This window comes from Burkholderia cepacia (assembly GCF_001039005.1).
GTDB lineage: Bacteria > Pseudomonadota > Gammaproteobacteria > Burkholderiales > Burkholderiaceae > Burkholderia > Burkholderia theae.
In genome coordinates, this window is the sequence record NZ_LDWR01000017.1 from 41,667 (window position 1) to 62,699 (window position 21,033).

Here is a 21,033-nt window from a genome sequence, read left to right on the forward strand (position 1 = left end):
GCGCCGCCATTCGACGCTCGCCTGATCCCGATCAAGGGCGGCGAAAACCCTTCCTTGAAATTAACTAACTCATCAATTAGCGTCGACTGCATGAACGCGAAATCCACCGTCGCCAAGCCGCGCGGGCGCCGCCCGTCGGTGAGCGATTTCGACCTGCGCGACCACATGCTCGACGTCGCGACGCAGTTGTTCGCCGAACGCGGCATCGCCGCGACGACGGTCGCGCAGATCGCTTCCGCCGCCGGCGTCACGTCGGCGATGGTCCACTACTACTTCACGAACCGCGAGCAACTGCTCGACGCGATCGTCGAGGAACGGATCGCGCAGGCCATCGCGTTCGTGTGGCGGCCGACCGAGCCGCGGATCGAAAACGATCCGTTCGCGCTCGTCGCCGAACTCGTCGACCGCTTCTTCGACGTCACGCACCGCATGCCGTGGCTGCCGTCGATCTGGCTGCGCGAGATCATCCACGAAGGCGGGCTGCTGCGCGAGCGGATGGTCCGGCGCATTCCGCTCGAGCATGTCGGGCGTTTCGCCGAACGCATCCGCGGCGCGCAGCAGGCCGGCACGCTGAACCCCGCGCTCGAACCCGCGTTCCTGTTCCATTCGATCATCGCGCTCGTGATGCTGCCGCTCGCGACCGCGAAACTGTGGCAAAGCGCGCGCGGCCTGCCGCCGATCGACCGCGACGTGCTGCACCGGCACGTCCGCGCGCTGCTCGGTTCCGGCCTGCAGCCGCCGGCCGCCGCGCCGCGGAGTCCGTCATGAACGCGACCCGCGCGTTGCCGCTCGTACTGGCCGCCGCCGTCGCGCTGCTCGCCGGTTGCGGACGGTCGACGGACCACGCCACGACCTACCAGGGTTATGTCGAAGGCGAATTCGTGTACCTGTCGTCGTCGCAATCGGGCACGCTGACGCAGTTGTCGGTCGAGCGCGGCCAGGCCGTCGCCGCCGGCACGCCGGCGTTCTCGCTCGAAGCCGCCAGCGAAACGGACGCGCTGCTGCAGGCGCAACATCAGCTCGCGGCGGCACGCGCGCAGCTTGCCGACCTGCAGACCGGCAAGCGCCCGCCGGAAGTCGCGGTCACGCAGGCGCAGCTCGCCCAGGCCACCGCGCAAGCCGCACGGGCCGCCGCGCAACTCGCGCGCGACGAACGCCAGTACGCGGCGGGCGGCCTGTCGAAGCAGCAGCTCGACGATTCACGCACGTCCGCGCAGACCACCGCCGCGCAGGCGCGCGAGCTGCGCAACCAAGTCGACGTCGCGCGCCTGCCGGGCCGCGCGCAGCAGCTCGCCGCGCAGGCCGCGCAGGTCGAGGCCGCGCAGGCGGCGGTGGCCGCTGCGCAATGGAAGCTCGACCAGAAGCGCGTCGCCGCACCCGCCGCCGGGCGCGTGTACGACACGCTGTACCGCATCGGCGAATGGGTGCAGGCGGGCAACCCGGTCGTGCAGATGCTGCCGCCGCAAAACCTGAAGGTGCGCTTCTTCGTGCCGGAAGCCGCCATCGCGTCGCTCGCGCCGGGGCGCACGGTCGCGATCCGCTGCGACGGCTGCGCGGCCGACGTGCCCGCGCGCATCACCTACGTGTCGAGCGAGGCCGAATACACGCCGCCCGTGATCTACAGCAACGAGAGCCGGACCAAGCTCGTGTTCATGATCGAGGCGCGTCCGGCCGTTGCCGACGCGCCGAAGCTGCATCCGGGCCAGCCCGTCGCCGTGAGGATGCAATGAACGCGCCGGCCGCTCCGTACGCGATCGACGTCGATCGCCTGAACAAGCGTTTCGGCGACAAGCACGTCGTGAAAGACGTCTCGCTGCGCGTCGCGCGCGGCGAGATCTTCGGCTTTCTCGGGCCGAACGGCAGCGGCAAGACGACGTCGATCCGGATGATGTGCGGCCTGCTCACGCCCGACTCGGGTAGCGGCACCTGCCTCGGCTACGACATCGTGCGCGACAGCGCACAGATCAAGCGGCGCGTCGGCTACATGACACAGCGCTTCTCGTACTGGGAAGACCTGTCGATCCGCGAGAATCTCGATTTCGTCGCACGCGTGTACGGCATGCCCGACCGCAAGGCGGCCGTCGCGCGCGCGCTCGACGGGCTCGGCCTCGCGAGCCGTGCGGACCAGCTCACGGGCGCGCTGTCGGGCGGCTGGAAACAGCGTCTCGCGCTGGCCGCCTGCATGCTGCACGAGCCGGAACTGCTGTTGCTAGACGAGCCGACCGCCGGCGTCGACCCGGCCGCGCGCCGCGACTTCTGGGAGGAACTGCACCGGCTCTCCGCACAAGGGATTTCGGTGCTCGTCAGCACGCACTACATGGACGAGGCCGAGCGCTGCCACAAGCTCGCGTATATCGCGTACGGCGAACTGCTCGCGCAGGGCACGTCGGCGGAGATCGTCGCGTCGCAGGGGCTGTCGACCCGCTCGATCACCGGCGAGCGCCTGACCGAACTGTCCGCGCGGCTGCACGCGATGCCGGGCGTCGACCAGACGGTCGTGTTCGGCTCGGCACTGCACGTGAGCGGCCGCGATCGCGCGCTGCTCGACGCGACGCTCGCGCAGGTCGCCGCGCGGGCCGACGGGAATGGCGCGCTGCAGGTCGCGCCGATCGACACCGGGCTCGAAGATGTCTTTATCTACATGATGGGCCGCGCCTCCGGGCCGCCCGGCGGAGCGTCGTCATGAACGCGTGGGCGGGCCTGCGCGAATCGTTCTCGGTCGCGCGCTGGTGGAGCATCGTGCTGAAGGAATTCCTGCAGCTTCGCCGCGACCGCGTGACGTTCGCGATGATCGTCGGTGTGCCGATCATCCAGCTCGCGCTGTTCGGCTTCGCGATCAACACCGATCCAAAGCACCTGCCGACCGCGGTGATCGTCGCCGATTCGAGCCCGTTCGCGCGCAGCTTCATCGCCGCGATGCGCAATTCCGCGTACTTCGACATCGTCGAGACGCTGCCCGACGAGGCGGCCGGCCGGCATGCGCTCGCACGCGGCGACGTGCAGTTCGTGCTGAGCGTGCCCGCCGATTTCTCGCGACGGCTGCTGCGCGGCGAGCATCCGTCGCTGCTCGTCGAAGCGGACGCGACCGACCCCGTCGCGACCGCATCGGCGATCGGCGCGCTGCCGGGCCTCGTGCAGCCCGTCGCGGACAAGGACCTGACGGGGCCGCTCGCGCACCTGAACGGCCGCCCGGCCGCGTTCGACGTCGTGCTGCACCGGCTGTACAACCCCGAAGGCATCACGCAGTACAACGTCGTGCCGGGCCTGATGGGCGTGATCCTGACGATGACGATGGTGATGATGACGGGCCTCGCGATCACGCGCGAACGCGAGCGCGGCACGATGGAGAACCTGCTCGCGACGCCCGTGCGGCCGCTCGAGGTGATGACGGGCAAGATCGTCCCGTATGTGTTCATCGGGCTGATCCAGGTGTCGATCATCGTCGCCGCGTCGCGGTTCGTGTTCGACGTGCCGTTCGTCGGCGGCGTGTTCGCGATCTACCTGTCCGCGCTGCTGTTCATCGCCGCGAACCTGACGGTCGGCATCACGCTGTCGTCGCTCGCACAGAACCAGTTGCAGGCGATGCAGCTCGCGGTGTTCTATTTCCTGCCGAACATCCTGCTGTCGGGCTTCATGTTCCCGTTCGCCGGGATGCCGAAGTGGGCGCAGTTCGTCGGCAACCTGCTGCCGCTCACCTACTTCAACCGCCTCGTGCGCGGCATCCTGCTGAAGGGCAACGGCTGGGCCGACCTGTGGCCGTCCGTGTGGCCGGTCGCGCTGTTCACCGTGGTCGTGATGGGCGTCGCACTGCGCTTTTACCGGCGCACGCTCGATTAGGCTGCACGCGATGAAACCGGCTTCGTATCGCGCCCTCATCGCTGCCCACGGCTTGACGTTGGCCGCTGCGGCGCTGCTCGTCGGCGGATGTGCGGTCGGCCCGGATTTCCGCACGCCCGATGCACCGGCCACGCAGCACTACACGCGCGGCGAGCCGCCCGCGACGACGGCCGCAGCCGGCGGTTCAGCCGGCGACGCGCAGACGTTCGCATCCGCCGCGCACACGCCGCAACGCTGGTGGACGCAGTTCGGCTCCGACCCGCTGAACCGGCTCGTCGACACCGCGTGGCAAAACAGCCCGACGCTCGCCGAAGCCCGCGCGCGGCTCGACGAAGCGCGGCAGAACCATGCGGCCGAAGCCGGCGCGACGATGCTGCCGCGCGTCGACGCGAACCTGTCCGCCACGCGCGAGCAAGTCGACACCACCGCGTTCGGGTTGCCGGCCAACGTGCCGAATCCGGGGCCGTTCACGCTGTATGACGCATCGGTGAGCGTGTCGTACGCGCTCGACGTGTTCGGCGGCAACCGGCGCGCACTCGAAGCGCTGCGCGCGCAGGTCGACTATCAGGCATTCACGCTCGACGCCGCGCGCCTGACGCTCGCGGGCAACGTCGTCGCCACGGCAATCCTGCGCGCGTCGCTCGCGCAGCAGGTCACGCTCACGCGGCAGCTCGTCGACGCGCAGGCGCGGCAGTTGCGCATCGTCGAAGCGCGCTTCGCGGCGGGCGGCGTATCGCAAGCCGACGTGCATGCGCAACGCGCGCTGCTCGCGCAGACGCAGGCGTCGCTGCCGCCGCTCGCGGCTCGCCTTGCGCAGGCCGATCACCGGCTCGCGATCCTGCTCGGTGCGCCGCCGTCCGACGCCGTGCTGCCCGATCTCGCGCTCGATGCGCTCGCGCTGCCGCGCACGCTGCCCGTCGCGCTGCCGTCGACGCTGGCCCGCGAACGGCCCGACATCCGGGCGGCGGAAGCCATGCTGCACCAGGCGAGCGCGAACGTCGGCGTGGCCACCGCGAACCTGTATCCGCGTTTTTCGATTACGGCGGGGATCGGCTCGGAGCGCACGCGTGTCGCGGATATCGTGAGCGGGCTCAATGTCTGGAATGTCGGCCTCGGTCTAACGCAGCCGCTCTTTCACGGCGGCGAGCTGCGTGCGAAGAAACGCGCGGCCGAAGCGGCATACGATGCCGCGTTCGCGAGTTACCGGGAAACCGTGCTGCAGGCGTTGCAGCAAGTGGCCGACGCGATGCGCGCGGTGGAACACGACGCGGCCGAACTGCAGGCGAGAGATAGCGCCGCGCGGGAAGCGGCGGCAAGCAACGCGATCGCCGGCGACCGTTACGCGGCGGGCGGGATCAGCACGTTCGACCTGCTCGACGCGCAGCGGCAGGCGCTGCAGACGTCGCTCGACCGCACCCGCGCGCAGGCCGACCGGCTTGCCGATACGGCGGCGCTGTTCCAGGCGCTGGCGGGGAGCTGGACGGATGAGGCTGCGCAGTGACGGATAGGACGGCGTCGGTACTGGCCGAACACTTCGCCGCTATGCATCGCATGATGCGCGCGCCCGTCAGACTCGACTGCCGTCGCCGCCCGCTTCCATTCCATTCAATGCCCTCCGGTGACGGAACCCGCACTGCGCACAATGCGTACCGCCAATAAAAAAACCGGCCCGAAGGCCGGTTTCTTCATACCGCATGCCGTAAGCGGCGCTCGCGCGCCGCGCGACATCAGAAGCGGTGGATCATGCCGACGCCGACGCCGATCTGGTTCTGCTTCGAACCTGCGCCCACGCCGTCGCCGATCGACGTCGTTGCAGCGATGATCTTGCCGCCGTTCAGCGTGTTGCCGCTGGCGTGCTGCCAAGCTTCAACCGCGTACAGGCCCGTGCGCTTCGACAGGCTGTAGTACTGCGACACCGTGACCTGGTGGTACTTGGCCGAGCTCGAGATACCGTTCGACTGCGTTGCCGCCGTGTACGAGTAGCCTGCGGCGAAGTCCCACTGAGCCGCTGCCTTCCAGTGCAGCACAGCGCCAGCCGTGTTGAAGATTGCCGTGTTGCGGAACGACGAACCGACGCCCGGCGTGTACTGGACGTTCGAGTACGAAGCCGAAATGTCCCATGCCGGCGTGAACTGGTAGCCCGCCGTCACGGCGATACGCTGCTGCGATTGCGCGGTCGCGTAGCCGTTGTTGATCGACGACACGGCCGGCTGGTTGCCGTCGCCCGTCGCCGTCAGGCCGTTCTGGACCGTCGAGTTCGCGCCCCACACGCCGCCGCCGAGCGTCGCGTTGTTGACCTTCTGGTAGCCGACTGCGATGCCTGCCGGGCCGTTCAGGTACTGGATCGCCGCGCTCCACGTCGAACCACGGTTCGTCGCGCCTGCGACGCCGCCGAACGAGTACGAACCGCCGACCGTGAAGCCGTAGAACTTCGGCGACATGTAGACGAGCGAGTTGTTCGCGCGGTAGCTGGTATCCAGCGAATCGATATCGCCCGGGTGCGCGCCGTAGTAACCGGTCAGCCAGGTCGTCGGGCTGTACGGCGACAGCAGCGTGTAGTACGCGGTGTACTGGCGGCCGGCCGTCAGCGTACCGTACGAGGCGTTGGTCATACCGACCCATGCCTGACGCGTGAAGATGCCGTTGGTCCACTGCGACGAGCCGTTAGCCGTGTTGACGCCGGCTTCCAACTGGAAAATCGCCTTCGTGCCGCCGCCGAGATCTTCGCTGCCCTTCAGGCCGAAGCGGCTGCCTGCCCACACGCCGGTGGACATCTGCACCTTCGAGTGACCGCCCGTGGTCGCACCGACTGCCGACGAGTTGTTCTGCCAAGCGATACCGTTATCGACGATACCGTACAGGGTCACGCTGCTCTGGGCGTGGGCGGCGGTAGCGGCTGCAAGGCCAACTGCCGTCATGGCGAAAGCGACGCGCTTTTTCATTGATTCTCCGTCCTCAAAGAATGATTTCTTTTCTGGTGTGGTTTTATGACTGACACATGTGCGAGTACATGCCGGCGCAATTCTGACGGATTACCGATTGTTTCCCAACATGTGCAGTCGGTCATCGTATGATCGACGCAACGCGCGGGTTCACCAAGCGGTTACATAACACCTGAAAACGCTTACGCGACGGGCATTTCCGGCCTTTCCCGGTGAAAACCCTAGCTTTACATTTTTACTGGTGTAACACGACCGTCCGATGTCGTCAGACGCCTTCGGCACACATTCATCTTACAAATGCGCGATCGGGACCTGACATCCGATTCACGCCGCCGCGCAGGATCGCTGACATTCATGACACCCACATTTCGGGAAACGAAATCATGAAAACGTTTCAGTTCGTGCGCGGGAGATCGGACAGGCGCGGCCCGGCGAACGCGGGCCGAAGGGGATGCCGGCGCGCCGCGCCGGCGAGATTCAACGCGATGCGGGCTGGCCGAGCCGCGCGCTCACCGCATCGGTGAGCGCGGTCATGCGAGCACGGATCGCCGCGTTCGAGCCGACGAGCGCGAGCGACGACGCCATGATCCGGTAGATGCGCTTTCTCGGCACCTTGGCCGGCTGCGCCGGGTCGAGCCACGCATCGTGGCCGGCCAGCAGCTCGAGCGTTTCGAGGCCGATCATGATCGGCCACAGGCACGCGAGCCGCAGCCGCACGAAGCGGCGCGGGATCGCGAGCGTGTACAGGCAGGCGTCGCGATACTGATCGAGCGCGACGCGCAGCAGGTCGACCAGCACGCCGCGCGTACGCGCCGACGCATCGGGCTGCATCAGGTCGGCGATGCCGATTCCGTGCGCGCCCAGCACGTCGTCGGGCAGGTAGCAACGGCCGATGCGCAGGTCCTTCGCGCAGTCGCGCAGGATGTTGGTCATCTGCAGCGCCTTGCCGAACCGGATGCCCTTCTCGCGCATGTCCGGCAGGTCCCAGTGGCGTGCGGCGCGCGTGTGCGCACCGGTCATGTCGGTCCAGAACTCGCCCACGCAGCCCGCGACGAGATACGTGTAGCGGTCGAGCAGGTCGCGCGTCGGCAGCGACGCGACCTGCCCCGACTGCTCGTCGGGGAACGTGCGCAGGTCGAATTCCATACCCGACGTGAGCGTCGCGACGACCTTGCGGATCGACGCGCGGTCCGCGTCGGGCTGCGCGCGCAGCAGCGCGAGCATCGGCTCCATCGAGCCGAGCAGCACATGCTCGTGCGAATCGGTCTGCATCCGCGTCACGTCCTCGAGCGAACGCGACAGCGCCGCGCCGTCGCCGAGCCGCTCGATCTCGTCGCGCAGGCCGGTCAGCAACGCCGCCCGGCGGTCGGGCGCGACCAGTGCCGTGTCGGCGATCGTGTCGGCCGCGCGCGCGAGCAGGTACGCGAGGCCGACCGGGGCGCGCATGCCGTCGGGCAGCACGCGCAGCGTCAGGTAGAAGGAGCGGGAAACGTTCTTCAGCAGCTCGCCGAGCAGATAGGCGGGATCGGTATGGGTCGTCATGGGTCGGAAAAAATCGGCCGGCGCGCGCCTCGGACGCACCGAGGCGCCGGGCGCCCGCGCCGGCCGCGAGTCGCCGCATCGTCGCGCCAGCCGGGCGTCGGCCCCGGTGCGGCGATGCAAAATTCCCGCAAGTTTAGTGCATCCGGCGCGCGAACCGCCGGCGACGGCCGGTTTGCGGCGCGCGCACGGCCGCCATGCCCCCTTCTACTGCGTGCATCACGCCCCGAACAAAATAGAAAGACACAAGTAATACATATGTAATTATTCGGTGCGACGATCGCGTCCCGTTCGATTCCGTTCGGTGCGACACGACAGCCGTACCGGCGGAGCGACCGCCCTTTTCCGATTCCCGTTTCGAAGGTTCATCGACATGCTCCTCAAGCGCCCGAGCGCCCTGCGCTACGTCCCGTTCGCCTGTGCCGCCGCTTTCCTGCTCGCCGCGTGCGGCGGCAACGACGATCTGACGTCCGATCCCACGCAGCCGATTTCCGCGAAGGTCCAGGTGGTCGGCCATCGCGGCGCAAGCGCGCTGCGCCCCGAACACACGCTCGCGTCGTACCGCAAGGCGATCGAGGACGGCGCGGACGTCATCGAGCCCGACCTCGTGTCGACCCGCGACGGCGTGCTCGTCGCGCGCCACGAGAACGAGATCTCGGGCACGACGAACGTGTCGGCGCTGCCGCAGTTCGCGAGCCGCAAGGCGACCAAGACGATCGACGGCGCGCAGTTGACGGGCTGGTTCACCGAGGATTTCACGCTGGCCGAGCTGAAGACGCTGCGCGCCCGCGAGCGCATTCCGCAGGTCCGCCCCGCGAACACCGCGTACAACGACCAGTTCGAGATCCCGACGTTCGACGAGATCGTCGCGCTCGCGAAGCAGATGTCCGCGCAGACCGGCCGCACGATCCACCTGTATCCGGAAACCAAGCACCCGACCTACTTCCAGTCGATCAACCTGCCACTCGAGGACCGCCTCGTCGACGCGTTGCTGAAGGATGCGTATACGTCGCGCACGGCGACCGTCTACATCCAGTCGTTCGAGGTCGCGAACCTGAAGACGATCCGCAACCGGATCAAGTCGAGCCAGCCGAACTGGAAGCTCGTGCAACTGATGGACGAAGCCGGCCAGCGCCCGTACGACTTCGTGAAGGCGAACGACAAGCGCACCTACGGCGACCTGTCGACGCGCGACGGCATGCGCGAGATCGCGACCTATGCGAACGGCGTCGGCCCGTACAAGACATCGATCATCGCGGTTGCCGCGGACGGCACGCTGCAGCAGCCGACGCCGTACGTGCGCTACGCGCACGAGGCCGGCCTCGTCGTGCATCCGTACACGTTCCGCCCGGAGAACAACTTCCTGCCCGCATCGCTGAAGGACGGCGGCACGCCGAGCACGCGCAACACCGCCGGCTCCGTGCGCGAGATCCAGGCCTATCTGCGCGCGGGCATCGACGGCTTCTTCACCGACGATCCGGCCGTCGGCCGCACGGCCGTCGATACGTTCAAGCGCTGATCGCGCCGGACGTGCCGGGCATGCGGTAACCGGGCGCGGCGCACGACGTGCCGCGCCCGGTCGTGCCGCTTCGGTCAGATCACGTTGAAGTGGTGCGTACCGTCCCGCTTCAGCTGGTCGACCAGCCCGTATTCCCAGTCGAGATACGCCTGCATCGCGGCAGCCGCGTTGTCGGTGCCTTCGTACGGGCGCCGGTAGCGGTCGACGCGCGGCGACGCGAGGCGCGTCTCGCCGCTTTCGAGCGGCAGCCCGGCATCGATCCAGGCAGCCGTGCCGCCGGTCAGCACCGAGATGTCGGCGGAAGCCGGCAGCAGCGCGCGCGCGTCGTCGGCCGCGAACCGCGCAAGCAGACTCGATCCGCACGTGAACACGTAGCGCTTCGCGGGCGGGATCGCCGCGAGCGCGTCGCGCAACTGCGCGCGCACGACGAACCACGCGCCCGGGATATGGCGCTTCACGTAGTTCGCGCTGGCCGTCACGTCGACGATCGCCAGCTCGCCGGGCGCGGCTTCCTTCAGCCAGCCCGCGAGCGTCGCGGGCGACACGTCGGTCGCGGACGGCGTGACCGGCACGTCGCGCGGCGGCTGGCCGCGCTCGCCGAACGCGGCCGTGCCGACCGGCTCGACGACCCGCACGTCCCAGCCCATCTGCGCGAGCCACGACGCGGTCATGTCCGCGCGCACGCCGTCGTCGTCGGCGAGCACGATCCGCGCGCCGCGCACGGCCGCGTGATGGTCGGTCTCCTGCACGAGCTGGCCACCCGGCGTGCTCAGGAAGCCCGGCAGGTGGCCGGCCTCGTATTCCTCCGGCGTACGCACGTCGAAGCGGTACAGCGTGCGGCCCGGCTCGTCGAGCGCGGCGACGTCCGCGAGCGCGATGCGCGGCACGCCCGCGCGTTCGGCCACGGCGCGCGCAGCTTGGCGCGCATCTCCGCGCTGCGTCGCGTCGATCTCGTCCGGAAAGCGGCGCGCGGCGCCACGCTCGAGCGTCTGGCCGGCGAGCGTCCAGCCGATCGTGCCGTTGCGCAGTGCCGCGACCGGGTTCGGCAGCCCCGCGTTGACGAGCGACTGCGTGCCGATGATGCTGCGCGTGCGGCCCGCGCAGTTGACGACCACCTGCGTCGCCGGGTTCGGCGCGAGCGCGCGCACGCGCAGCACGAGTTCCGCGCCCGGTACGCTCGTCGAGGTCGGGATGTTCATCGTCTGGTATTCGTCGAAACGGCGCGCGTCGACGATCACGACATCGGCCTTCGCGTCGATCAGCGCCTGCACTTCCTGCGCGGACAGCGACGGCGTATGCCGCTCGGCCTCGACCCATTCGCCGAACGACTTGCTCGGCACGTTCACGTCGATGAACAGTTCGCCGCCCGCGGTCAGCCAGCACGCGAGGCCGCCGTCGAGCAGCCGCACGTCGGTATAACCGAGCTGCGCGAGCTTCGCGGCCGCGCGCGGCGCGAGATCGTCGCCGCCCGCTTCGCCGAACACGACGATCGGCGTGTCGCGGCGCGGAATCCGCGTCCACGCGTCGAGTTCGAGTTTCGACAGCGGAAAGTTGGCGGCCCACAGCGGGTGGCCTTGCGCGTACGGATCTTCCTCGCGTACGTCGATCAGCGCGATCTCGTCGCGGGCAAGCAGGCGCGCGCGAACATCCTGGTACGACGCGACGGGAAAGCGGGAGGGGGAATCGGCGGATTGCGTCACGATGTCTCTGTCTGATTCTGTTGAAGTCGGTGAAGAAAACAAAACGGATGAATCTTGAACCTGCCGGCGCGCGCCCGCAACGAGCCGCGCCAGCGGGCCCGGCGTCAGGCGTTCGAATAACCCGACACGAACGGCTTCACGGTGCCGTCGTCGAGGAACACCGCGCGCTCGACCTTGCCGATGTTCGCGCCATACACGTGGATGCTGATCGATACGCGATCGGCGAATGCGTTGGTCACGCGATGGACGTCGCCGATGCGCGGCGACACGGCCTCGACCTGCCCCGGTTCCAGTCGCACGGCTTCGCCGAACGGCACGGGCTTGCCCGCTTTGCCAAACCGGTACGGCTGCGAGAACTCGCCGCCGCGCAGCATCCCGATCAGCCCCCACACCGTGTGGTTGTGGATCGGCGTCGTCTGGCCGGGCCCCCACACGAAGCTGACGACCGAGAACCGCTCGTCCGGGTCGAGATGCAGCAGGTACTGCCGGTAGCGCGCCGGATCGGGCTCGGCGAACGCGTCGGGCAACCAGTCGTCGTGTGCGACGAGCGCGGCGAGCAGCGCACCGCCCTCGTCGAGAATGCGCGCCTCGTTCGCGCCGGACGCGAGCAGCGCGCCCAGACCGTCGACGAACGGACGCAGCGGCGTCTGATGCAACGAAAGCGTACTCATCGGCTGGCTCCTCGAATATGATGCCGAATATGATGGATCGTCATGATGCACCCGAAAGACCATGCAGAACAAACATGAAAATTAGCGATATCGACGCTTTTGCAGCGGTCGTCCGCTGCCAGACCCTGAGCCAGGCCGCAGCCGAGCTCGGAATGACGCAGCCCGCGATCACGCGACGCGTCCAGAATCTTGAGGAAGCGCTCGGCGTGATCCTGCTCGATCGCAACACGAAGCCGCCGCGCCCGACCGACATCGGCCGGCAGGTATTCGAGCAGTGTCGCGCGATCCTGCGCGAAGTCGATGCGCTGCGCGAACTGACGGCCGGCGAGCAGCCGCCCGCCGGCGAATTCCGGATCGGGCTCACGCAAGGGCTCGGCGAGCTGATGCTGCCCGCGCTCATCGCGGAACTCGCCGCGCAGTGGCCGGCGCTCGCGACGCAGGTCACGACCGCGTGGGGCGGCACGCTGGTCGAGCGCGTCGCCCGCCGCGAACTCGATGCGGCGCTCGTGTTCCTTGCGCGCGAGATGGTGCTGCCGGCGCAGGTCGAAGGCGAGCGATTGCTGGCCACACGGCTCGTCGTCGTCGGCCGCAAGGGCGACTGGCCGCGCCGCGGCTACCGGCTCGCCGATTGCCACGCGCGCGGCTGGGTGCTCAATCCCGATGGTTGCGGCTTTCGCGCGGGCTTGCGGCGCGCGCTCGACGCACAGGGCCTGCCGATGCCGGTCACGCTCGACACCTACGGCCGCGACCTGCAGCTGCAGAGCGTCGCGAACGGCTTCGGCGTCGGGTTGATGCCGCTGCCGATCGTCGAAGGCAGCCCGCTGCGCGATGCGCTCGACATCGTGCCGCTCGCCGATTTCAAGCCGCAGATCGATCTGTGGCTGCTGCGCCGGCACGACGCGGCCCGTTTCGACGCACCGCTCGCGGCCGTCGCCGCGCATGCGCGCACCGCGTTCGCGTTGCCCGAACAAACGCACGGCAAGGCTGCGTGACCGTCCGGGGCGGCGCCTGCATGGCGTCGCCCTGTTTGCCCGCACGGCAGCCCTGCACCGCTCACGCATCGTTTCGACCGCGTTCGCCCGCGTGGGGTGACGTCCCGCCCGCCTCCACTGTGGTTTCGCCCTGGCTCGCCGCCGCTTCAAGCGCCGCACGCCCCGCCGCCACCGCGATCGCGTCGTCCTGCGGCGTATGCACGCGGCTGCACAGCACGTCGCGATAGTGACGCTCGAGCGGATTGCCACGGCTCAACCCGTGATTGCCCGACAGCTTCAGCGCCTGTTCGACCGCACGGATCGCGTGCTCGGTCACGGTCCGCTTGACGAGGCCGCTGGTCGTGACCGACGGCGCATCGCCCGCGTCGGTGCGCGCGATGTGATCGTCGAGCAGCACGCGGTTCGTATGCAGCCAGCCCTCGATTTCGCCGACTGCCTCCTGCACGCGCGGCAGCGACGCGAGCGGCGCACCGAGCCCGCTCGGCGCACGCGTCGTCGCGAATCCGGTCAGCCAGTCGCGCGACGCGCGTGCCACCGCGTCGTACAGACTGCCGAGCAGCGCGACCATCCACGCCTGCTGGTCGGCCTGTGCGTCGGCATCCGCATGCGTCGCGGCCGACACGGCCCACGCTTGCGGCGCACGCACGTCGACCGCGTGATCGGCCGGCAGCCGCACGTCGTCGAACACGACCTCGTGGCTGCCCGATGCGCGCAGGCCGAGGTGATTCCAGCTTTCGATCACGCGGATCCGGTCGCCATCCGCATCGCGGTCGCGCGGCACGAGGAACACGCCGACGCGCGGCTCCGGCTCATCGGTGCGCGCCCACACGGCCAGCCAGCGCAGCGCCGGAATCCCGGTGCTGTACAGCTTGTGGCCGGACAGCCGCCAGCCGTCGCCGTCGCGGCGCGCGACGGTTTCCGGCAGGCCGCCGCGCGACGGCGAACCGAGCGCGGGCTCGACGCGCAGCGCGTTGATCAGCGCGCCGTGCGCGACCGCGCTGTCGAACACCGCGCGCCGCACTGGTGCCGGCCAGCGGTTGTCGGCACGGCCGAGCGCGCGATGCTGCAGATACGTCATCGTCAGCACCAGCGCGGTCGCCGGATCGGCGCGCGCGACAGCCGCGACGATTCGGCTCGCCTGCGCGAGCGTCGCACCGGCGCCGCCATGCTCGCGCGGCACGACCTGCGCGATCAGCCCCGCACGATGCAGCCGCGCGAAGTTCTCGTGCGGAAAACGGCCGTCGACGTCGTTGCGGGCCGCATCGGCGGCAAGTTCCGGTGTGAGGCGATCGAGCAGCGCGACGACGCGCGCGTCGTCGGCAGCGTCTGTATCGTCGGTGGGCAGAAGGCGCAGCGTAGGCGGCTGCGGCGACGGCGAGGAAGCGGCAAGGCTGGCGGACATCGAGACGGATTCCCTGGGTAGTGCAAGCGCGGCAATGCCGGCCATGGCGATGATCGATCGGCGCGCGATGCGCGGCGCACGATACGGCGCCAACGCGCGCCCGATCGTTCGTGAGCCCACAGCGTATGCGCACCGCGCACCCGCCCAAACCATGCAAATCTGATATTCAAATCGGGATTGATTATTTCCATTCCGCATGATCGCGGCGTTAACCTGCGCTCCATTCCTGCCCGGCCGTGCGCCGGGACGTCCCTGCACCGGAGACCCAGATGAGCGTCGAATTCATCGGCATGATCCAGAGCCAGAAGCAGTCGGAAATCCATCCGGCGTCCGGCCCCGTGGTCGATCCCGACTATGTGCGCGACTTTGCGCGCGCCCACGAAACGGCCGGCTTCGACCGTATCCTCGTGCCGCATCACTCGACCGGCCCGTCGGCGACGCTGACGATCGCGTTCGCGGCGGCCGCGACCGAGCGCATCCACTTCATGCTCGCGCATCGCCCGGGCTTCACCGCGCCGACGCTCGCCGCGCGGCAGATCGCGACGCTCGACCAGTTCAGCCGCGGCCGGCTCGCCGTGCACTTCATCTCCGGCGGCTCGGACAGCGAGCAGCAGCGCGACGGCGATTTCCTCGACCACGACGCGCGTTATGAACGCACCGACGAATACCTCGGCATCCTGCGGCGGATCTGGACCGAAACGCAGCCGTTCGATCACGATGGCGCGCACTACCGGTTCAAGCAGGGCTTTTCGGAAGTGAAGCCGCTCCAGCAGCCGCACGTGCCGATCTATTTCGGCGGCGCATCGGAAGCCGCGCTCGCGGTGGCCGGCAAGCACGCGGACGTCTATGCGCTGTGGGGCGAATCGCTCGACCAGGTGCGCGACCTGACGACGCGCGTGCGCGCCGAAGCCGCCCAACACGGCCGGCAGGTGCGGTTCTCCGTGTCGTTCCGCCCGATCCTCGCCGCGACCGAGGACGAAGCGTGGGCGCGCGCGCACCGCATCCTCGACGAAACGCGCCGGCTGCGCGAAGCGGCCGGCCTCGGCGCCGGCGGCCCGCAGCAGAGCGAAGGCGCGCGCCGCCTGCTGGCAGCGGCCGAACGCGGCTCGCGCGTCGACAAGCGACTGTGGACCGAGATCGCAAAGCTCACCGGCGCACGCTCGAATTCGACGGCGCTGGTCGGCACGCCCGAACAGGTCGCCGACGCGCTGCTCGACTACTACGACCTCGGCGTGACGACGTTCCTGATCCGCGGCTTCGATCCGCTCGAGGATGCGATCGACTACGGCCGCGAACTGATTCCGCGCGTGCGCAGCGCTGTCGCGGAACGCGACGCGGCACGGCGCGCCGCATGACGCCAACGGAGCGATACGCCATGTCCGCCGTTCTTTCCTCGCCCGTCCGCACCGCATCGGGCCTCGTGCTCGCCGAAGCGCCGCGCCAGCATTTCTGGTTCGACCCGCCCGCGCCGCGCATCGATGTCGCCGCCGAACGCCGCCACCGGCAGGAGCGGCTCGCGGCCGCGTTCCGCCTGTTCGCGCGCTTCGGTTTCGCGTCGGGACTCGCCGGCCACATCACCGCGCGCGATCCGGAGTTGCCCGACCATTTCTGGGTGAATCCGCTCGGCGTGCATTTCTCGCAGATCAAGGTGTCCGACCTGCTGCTCGTCAACGCGCATGGCGAAACCGCAATCGGCACGCGCCCGCTGAACAAGGCCGCGTTCGCGATCCATGCGGCGATCCACGACGCGCATCCGCACGTCGTTGCCGCCGCGCACACGCATTCCACCTACGGCAAGGCGTGGTCGACGCTCGGCCGCCCGCTCGATCCGCTCACGCAGGACGCGTGCGTGTTCTACGAAGATCACGCGCTGTTCGACGACTTCACGGGGATGGTCGTCGACACGAGCGAAGGCGCGCGGATCGCCGATGCGCTCGCGAAACCGGACGGCACCACGCACAAGGGCGTGATCCTGAAGAACCACGGGATCCTGACGGCCGGCCCGACGGTCGAGGCCGCCGCATGGTGGTACATCGCGCTCGACAATGCCGCGCACACGCAGTTGCTGGCCGAAGCGGCCGGCACGCCGCAGCCGATCGATCACGCGACCGCGCGCCACACGCACGGCCAGATCGGCGGCCCCGACGGCGCGCTGCATGCATTCGACAGCCTGTTCGCGCGCGTCGTCGCCGACGAACCCGACCTGCTCGACTGAGCGCCTTTCCGCACGACCGGAGACCAGACCACATGACCCGAACCACCGCACCCGCGCCCACCGATGCGCACGACGACAAACGCCGCAAGCTGTTGCGCGCGGCCGGTGCCGCCGCGCTTGCCGCGCCGGCGATCACGCTCGGCCGCAAGGCCTGGTCCGCGCCGCCGCTGAAGAAACTCACGTTCGCGTGGAACCAGAACGCGTTCTGCCTGACGCCGATCGTCGTCGCGCAGGAACGCGGCTTCTTCGAGAAGAACGGGTTGAAGGTCGAGCTGATCAACTACAGCGGGTCGACCGACCAGTTGCTCGAATCGATCGCGACCGGCAAGGCCGATGCGGCGGTCGGGATGATCCACCGCTGGCTGAAGCCGCTCGAAGCCGGCTTCGACGTGAAGATCATCGGCAGCTCGCACGGCGGCTGCGTGCGCCTGCTCGGCGCGAAGGCGGCCGGTGTCACGACGCTGCAGGCGCTGAAGGGCAAGACGGTCGGCGTCAGCGATCTCGCCGCGCCCGGCAAGCATTTCTTCTCGATCCTGCTCGCGAAGAACGGCATCGATCCCGAGCGCGACATCACGTGGCGGCAGTATCCGGCCGACCTGCTCGGCGTCGCGGTCGACAAGGGCGAGATCCACGCGATCGCCGATGGCGACCCGAATCTCTTCCTGCTCGAAAAGCGCAGCAACGGCGCGTATACGGAACTGGCGACGAACCTGTCCGGCGAATACGCGCGCAAGGTGTGCTGCGTGATCGGCGCGCGCGGCGACCTCGTGCGCAACGACCGGCCGTCGGCCGCCGCGCTCGCGCGCTCGATCGTGCAGGCCACCGAGTACACGCACGACAACCCGAACGAGGCCGCGAAGGTGTTCGCGAAGTATTCGCCGAAGATCAGCCCCGACGATCTGCGCAAGCTCTACGCAACGCTCACCTACACGCATCATCCGACCAACGTCGACCTGCAGCAGGAAATCGCATTCTATGCGGACGACTTCCGCCGCATCAGCGTGCTGAAGAAAAGCACCGACCCGCAGCGCTTCGCGCAGCAGGTCTATGCAAACGTGCTGGGGTGACGAGATGTCGACGATCGAACAAGCTTCCCCCGCACGCACCGCATCCGCACCGGCCGGCGGCAGCGCCACCGCGTCCGCGCGCGTGGCCTGCACGGTATGCGAAGCCACGCTCGCAGCCGAAGCCCGCCGCGCACGGACCTGGCCGACCGGCATCGCCGCCGCGCTCGCGTGGGCCGCGCTTGGCGCGCTCACGCAACTGTGGCCAAACCGCGTCGTCGGCTTCAGCGACTGGGCGTACACGGACACGTTCGGCACGGCCGCCTGGTCGATCGGCGCGCTGTTGCTCGCCGCCGCGACGCTCGGCCATCTCGTCCCCGCCACCCGCACGCGGCTTGCACGCGTGCGTCCGGCCGGCCCATGGCTCGTCGCGCTGCCGCTCGTGCTCGCCGCGTGGGAAATCGTCACCGCGAAAACCGGCTGGCTGCCGACGCCGTTTTTCGCGCCGCCGCAGGCGCTGATCGAGGTCTATGTCGACGACTGGCCGCGCCTCTTCGGCAGCGCCGGCAACACGCTGAAGCTGCTCGCGCTCGGGTTTGCGTATGGCGTCACGGTCGGCTTCGCGGTGGGCGTGTCGATCGGCTGGTCGCGCCGGATCGGCTACTGGGTGCATCCGGTGCTGCGCGTGCTCGGCCCCGTGCCGGCCACCGCGCTGCTGCCGCTCACGTTCTACTTCTTCCCGTCGAGCTATTCGGCCGCCGCGTTCCTGATCGCGCTGTCGACCGGCTTTCCGGTCGCCGTGCTGACGTGGTCCGGCGTCGCGAGCGTCAACCGGCAGTATTACGACGTCGCGCGCACGCTCGGCGCGAACGCGCGCTTCCTCGTGCTGCGCGTCGCGATTCCGGCCGCGCTGCCGCATGTGTTCGTCGGCATCTTCATGGGGTTGAGCGCGTCGTTCACGGTGCTGGTCGTCGCCGAGATGATGGGCGTCAAGTCGGGGCTCGGCTGGTACCTGAGCTGGGCGCAGGGCTGGGCATCGTACGTGAACATGTATGCGGCGCTGATCGTGATGGCGCTGCTGTTTTCCGGGTTGATCGCGTTGCTGTTCACGGTGCGCGACCGCGTGCTCGCGTGGCAGAAAGGAACCGTCAAATGGTGAGCACCGCCGTACTCGAACCGTCCGTAGCCGCTTCGCCCGCTGCTTCGTCCACCATCGCGGCGCCGCGCGGTGCGCGTATCGACATCCGCCGCGTCAGCCATGCGTTCGACGGCCCCGGCGGCCCGCTGCCGGTGCTCGACGACGTCACGCTGTCGGTCGCGGCCGGCGAATTCGTCGCGCTGCTCGGCCCGAGCGGCTGCGGGAAGTCGACGCTGCTGCGCCTCGTCGCGGGCCTCGACGCCGCGCGGCAAGGCACGATCGCGCAGGACGGCGTGCCGATCGAGAGCCCCGACCCGTCGCGCATCGTCGTGTTCCAGGACCCGACGCTGTACCCGTGGCGACGCGTGCGCGCCAACGTCGCACTCGGCCTCGAAGCGCGCGGCGTGGCGCGCGTCGCGCAGCATCGCGTCGACGATGCGCTGGCGCGCGTCGGGCTGCAGGAATTCTCGAACGTGTTCCCGCATCAGCTCTCGGGCGGGATGGCGCAGCGTGTCGCGCTCGCCCGAGCGCTCGTCAACGATCCGCGCCTGCTGATTCTCGACGAACCGCTCGGCAAGCTCGATTCGCTGACGCGGCTCACGATGCAGGGCGAACTGACCGCGCTGTGGCAACGCGACGGGTTTTCCGCGCTGCTCGTCACGCACGATGTCGAGGAAGCGCTGTTCCTCGCGCAGCGCGTGATCGTGTTCGGGCCGCGTCCCGCACGGATCGTCGCCGAATTGCATGTCGACCTGCCCTACCCGCGCCATCGCGGCGACCCGCGCCTCGCGGCACTGCGCCACGACGCGCTGCGGCATCTCGGGCTCGATGCGAGCTGGTAGATGCGGGCTGCCGTTCGACGATCGGCCGCCACGCGGCGGGCGCGCGGCCGATGAACGCGCCGCCGTTCGCCGACTGGGCGCTCGTGTTCCTGCAGGGGCTGTATCGCGCTCAACTCGCGTTGGCACGCGTGTTGCACATGCTCGGCCTGACGGGCGACGCCGACGGTCAGGCCGCGTGGCCGTGGGCGCACCGCATCGCGCTCGAGACGCTGCGCATCGACGCGGGCCTCACCCGGCAACTCGCGTTCGCGCTGGCGGCGACCGCGTGTGCCGTCGTGTTCGCGTGCGTCGCGCTCGTTTCGCGCAAGTGGCGTTTCGCGTCGGCGATCGCCGCGCTGGCCGTTGCATGGTTCGCGCCGTGGCCGCCGTCGTCGCTATGGCTCTCGGCCGCCGTGCCGACGAGTTTCCAGCGCGATCCCGCGCCGTTTTCGGTGTCGAACGTGGTGCGCGGCGCGCATCTGTACACGCAACACTGCGCCGCCTGCCACGGCGCGGACGGCCGTGGCGAAGGGCCGCTCGCGGCCACGCTCGCGCACTGGCCGCCGACCTTCGCCGGCGCGCTGCTCGCCCGTCGCCTCGACGGCGAACTGTTCTGGCGGGTGCGCCACGGCACGCGCGACGAACACGGCATGTCGACAATGCCCGGCTTTGCGGCCACGCTCGACCCGCAAGACACGTGGGCCGTGCTCGACTACCTGAAAGCGCTTTCCGCGGGCAGCGGCGCACGAGCCGAAGGCGCGTGGCCCGTGCCCGTCCCGCTGCCGGCGCTCGACGTGCGCTGCGGCACCGCCGCGCCGCAATCGCTCGAGCACTGGCGCGAAGGCCAGCGCGTGCGCGTCATCGCGCTCGCGCCGGGCACCGCAGCGCCGCCGGAAGACCCGCGCTGGCAGACCCTGCTCGTCACGGCACGCGGCGCATCCGTGCCGCCCGCAACCGGCACGCGTGCGAACTGCGTCGCGTCGACGCCCGATGCGTGGCTCGCATTCGCGACGATCGCGGGCGTGGCGCCCGAGGCACTCGGCGGCACGCAGTTGCTCGCCGATCGTCGCGGCTGGCTGCGGGCGCGCGCGTTGCCGGGCAGTGCCGGCTGGTCGGACGCCGACCTGCTGTGCCGCTCGGACGCCGCCGCACGGCCGGCCGCAGCGTCGGCGACCGGCGATCCGCTGACCGCGCTGCTGCTGCGCGTCGACACGGAACCCGTCCGCGACGTGCAAGCCGGACTCCCGCATTGA

General features: G+C 69.4%; 18 protein-coding genes. 13 read left to right on the forward strand and 5 right to left on the reverse strand.

Features of this window, described 5'->3' with window-relative positions; translation table 11 throughout:
* Positions 1-90: 90 nt before the first annotated feature.
* Genes VL15_RS10265 through VL15_RS10285 form a run of 5 tightly spaced genes read left to right on the forward strand, consistent with a single transcriptional unit; the run spans position 91 to position 5,338 of the window.
* Complete coding sequence (locus tag VL15_RS10265; protein ID WP_048245374.1) at positions 91-768, forward strand: TetR/AcrR family transcriptional regulator; 678 nt, start codon at positions 91-93, stop codon at positions 766-768.
* A complete protein-coding gene (locus VL15_RS10270) occupies positions 765-1,730 on the forward strand; it encodes an HlyD family secretion protein (protein WP_080970786.1) in 966 nt (321 codons plus the stop codon). The genes VL15_RS10265 and VL15_RS10270 overlap by 4 nt, the downstream gene beginning before the upstream one ends.
* Positions 1,727-2,686 (forward strand): ABC transporter ATP-binding protein, encoded by a 960-nt coding sequence (locus VL15_RS10275; protein ID WP_048245375.1) that lies wholly within the window; start codon positions 1,727-1,729, stop codon positions 2,684-2,686. Before VL15_RS10270 ends, VL15_RS10275 begins: the two co-directional genes overlap by 4 nt.
* Positions 2,683-3,837, forward strand: coding sequence for an ABC transporter permease (locus VL15_RS10280; protein ID WP_048245376.1), 1,155 nt, complete (start codon positions 2,683-2,685; stop codon positions 3,835-3,837). The genes VL15_RS10275 and VL15_RS10280 overlap by 4 nt, the downstream gene beginning before the upstream one ends.
* Before the next feature lie 10 nt (positions 3,838-3,847).
* On the forward strand, positions 3,848-5,338 hold the full coding sequence (locus VL15_RS10285; RefSeq protein WP_048245377.1) for an efflux transporter outer membrane subunit: 1,491 nt from the start codon (positions 3,848-3,850) through the stop codon (positions 5,336-5,338).
* A gap of 226 nt (positions 5,339-5,564) precedes the next feature.
* Here the strand turns inward: VL15_RS10285 and VL15_RS10290 are convergent, their stop codons facing one another.
* Positions 5,565-6,779 (reverse strand): porin, encoded by a 1,215-nt coding sequence (locus tag VL15_RS10290; protein WP_048245378.1) that lies wholly within the window; start codon positions 6,777-6,779, stop codon positions 5,565-5,567.
* A 477-nt stretch (positions 6,780-7,256) separates the two neighbouring features.
* Entirely contained in the window at positions 7,257-8,321 is a 1,065-nt protein-coding gene (locus VL15_RS10295) for a phytoene/squalene synthase family protein (protein WP_048245379.1), read from the reverse strand.
* Between the two features lie 370 nt (positions 8,322-8,691).
* Here VL15_RS10295 and VL15_RS10300 point away from each other — a divergent pair, with 370 nt between their 5' ends.
* A complete protein-coding gene (locus VL15_RS10300) occupies positions 8,692-9,837 on the forward strand; it encodes a glycerophosphodiester phosphodiesterase (protein ID WP_048245380.1) in 1,146 nt (381 codons plus the stop codon).
* A gap of 74 nt (positions 9,838-9,911) precedes the next feature.
* On the opposite strand, the gene VL15_RS10305 is transcribed toward VL15_RS10300, so the two are convergent.
* Together VL15_RS10305 and VL15_RS10310 are read right to left on the reverse strand one after the other, a co-directional pair.
* Positions 9,912-11,537: a rhodanese-related sulfurtransferase gene (locus VL15_RS10305; protein WP_048245381.1), complete on the reverse strand. Its 1,626-nt coding sequence runs from the start codon at positions 11,535-11,537 to the stop codon at positions 9,912-9,914.
* Between the two features lie 104 nt (positions 11,538-11,641).
* Positions 11,642-12,208, reverse strand: coding sequence for a cysteine dioxygenase (locus VL15_RS10310; RefSeq protein ID WP_048245382.1), 567 nt, complete (start codon positions 12,206-12,208; stop codon positions 11,642-11,644).
* Positions 12,209-12,225: 17 nt separating this feature from the next.
* On the opposite strand from VL15_RS10310, the gene VL15_RS10315 reads away from it, so the two are divergent.
* Positions 12,226-13,200, forward strand: a complete 975-nt coding sequence (locus VL15_RS10315; protein ID WP_196319568.1) for a LysR family transcriptional regulator — start codon at positions 12,226-12,228, stop codon at positions 13,198-13,200.
* A 61-nt stretch (positions 13,201-13,261) separates the two neighbouring features.
* Here VL15_RS10315 and VL15_RS10320 read toward each other — a convergent pair whose 3' ends face one another.
* The gene (locus VL15_RS10320) at positions 13,262-14,602 is read right to left on the reverse strand and encodes an acyl-CoA dehydrogenase family protein (protein ID WP_048245508.1); all 1,341 of its coding nucleotides are present in this window, start codon (positions 14,600-14,602) and stop codon (positions 13,262-13,264) included.
* Between the two features lie 269 nt (positions 14,603-14,871).
* Here VL15_RS10320 and VL15_RS10325 point away from each other — a divergent pair, with 269 nt between their 5' ends.
* Genes VL15_RS10325 through VL15_RS10350 form a run of 6 tightly spaced genes read left to right on the forward strand, consistent with a single transcriptional unit; the run spans position 14,872 to position 21,033 of the window.
* Positions 14,872-15,957: an LLM class flavin-dependent oxidoreductase gene (locus VL15_RS10325; RefSeq protein ID WP_048245384.1), complete on the forward strand. Its 1,086-nt coding sequence runs from the start codon at positions 14,872-14,874 to the stop codon at positions 15,955-15,957.
* Between the two features lie 20 nt (positions 15,958-15,977).
* Positions 15,978-16,817 (forward strand): class II aldolase/adducin family protein, encoded by an 840-nt coding sequence (locus VL15_RS10330; RefSeq protein WP_048245385.1) that lies wholly within the window; start codon positions 15,978-15,980, stop codon positions 16,815-16,817.
* 32 nt (positions 16,818-16,849) lie between these two features.
* Positions 16,850-17,884: an ABC transporter substrate-binding protein gene (locus tag VL15_RS10335; protein ID WP_048245386.1), complete on the forward strand. Its 1,035-nt coding sequence runs from the start codon at positions 16,850-16,852 to the stop codon at positions 17,882-17,884.
* A 4-nt stretch (positions 17,885-17,888) separates the two neighbouring features.
* Complete coding sequence (locus tag VL15_RS10340) at positions 17,889-18,980, forward strand: ABC transporter permease (RefSeq protein WP_048245387.1); 1,092 nt, start codon at positions 17,889-17,891, stop codon at positions 18,978-18,980.
* Entirely contained in the window at positions 18,974-19,801 is an 828-nt protein-coding gene (locus VL15_RS10345; protein ID WP_048245388.1) for an ABC transporter ATP-binding protein, read from the forward strand. The genes VL15_RS10340 and VL15_RS10345 overlap by 7 nt, the downstream gene beginning before the upstream one ends.
* 50 nt (positions 19,802-19,851) lie before the next feature.
* The gene (locus tag VL15_RS10350) at positions 19,852-21,033 is read left to right on the forward strand and encodes a c-type cytochrome (RefSeq protein ID WP_048245389.1); all 1,182 of its coding nucleotides are present in this window, start codon (positions 19,852-19,854) and stop codon (positions 21,031-21,033) included.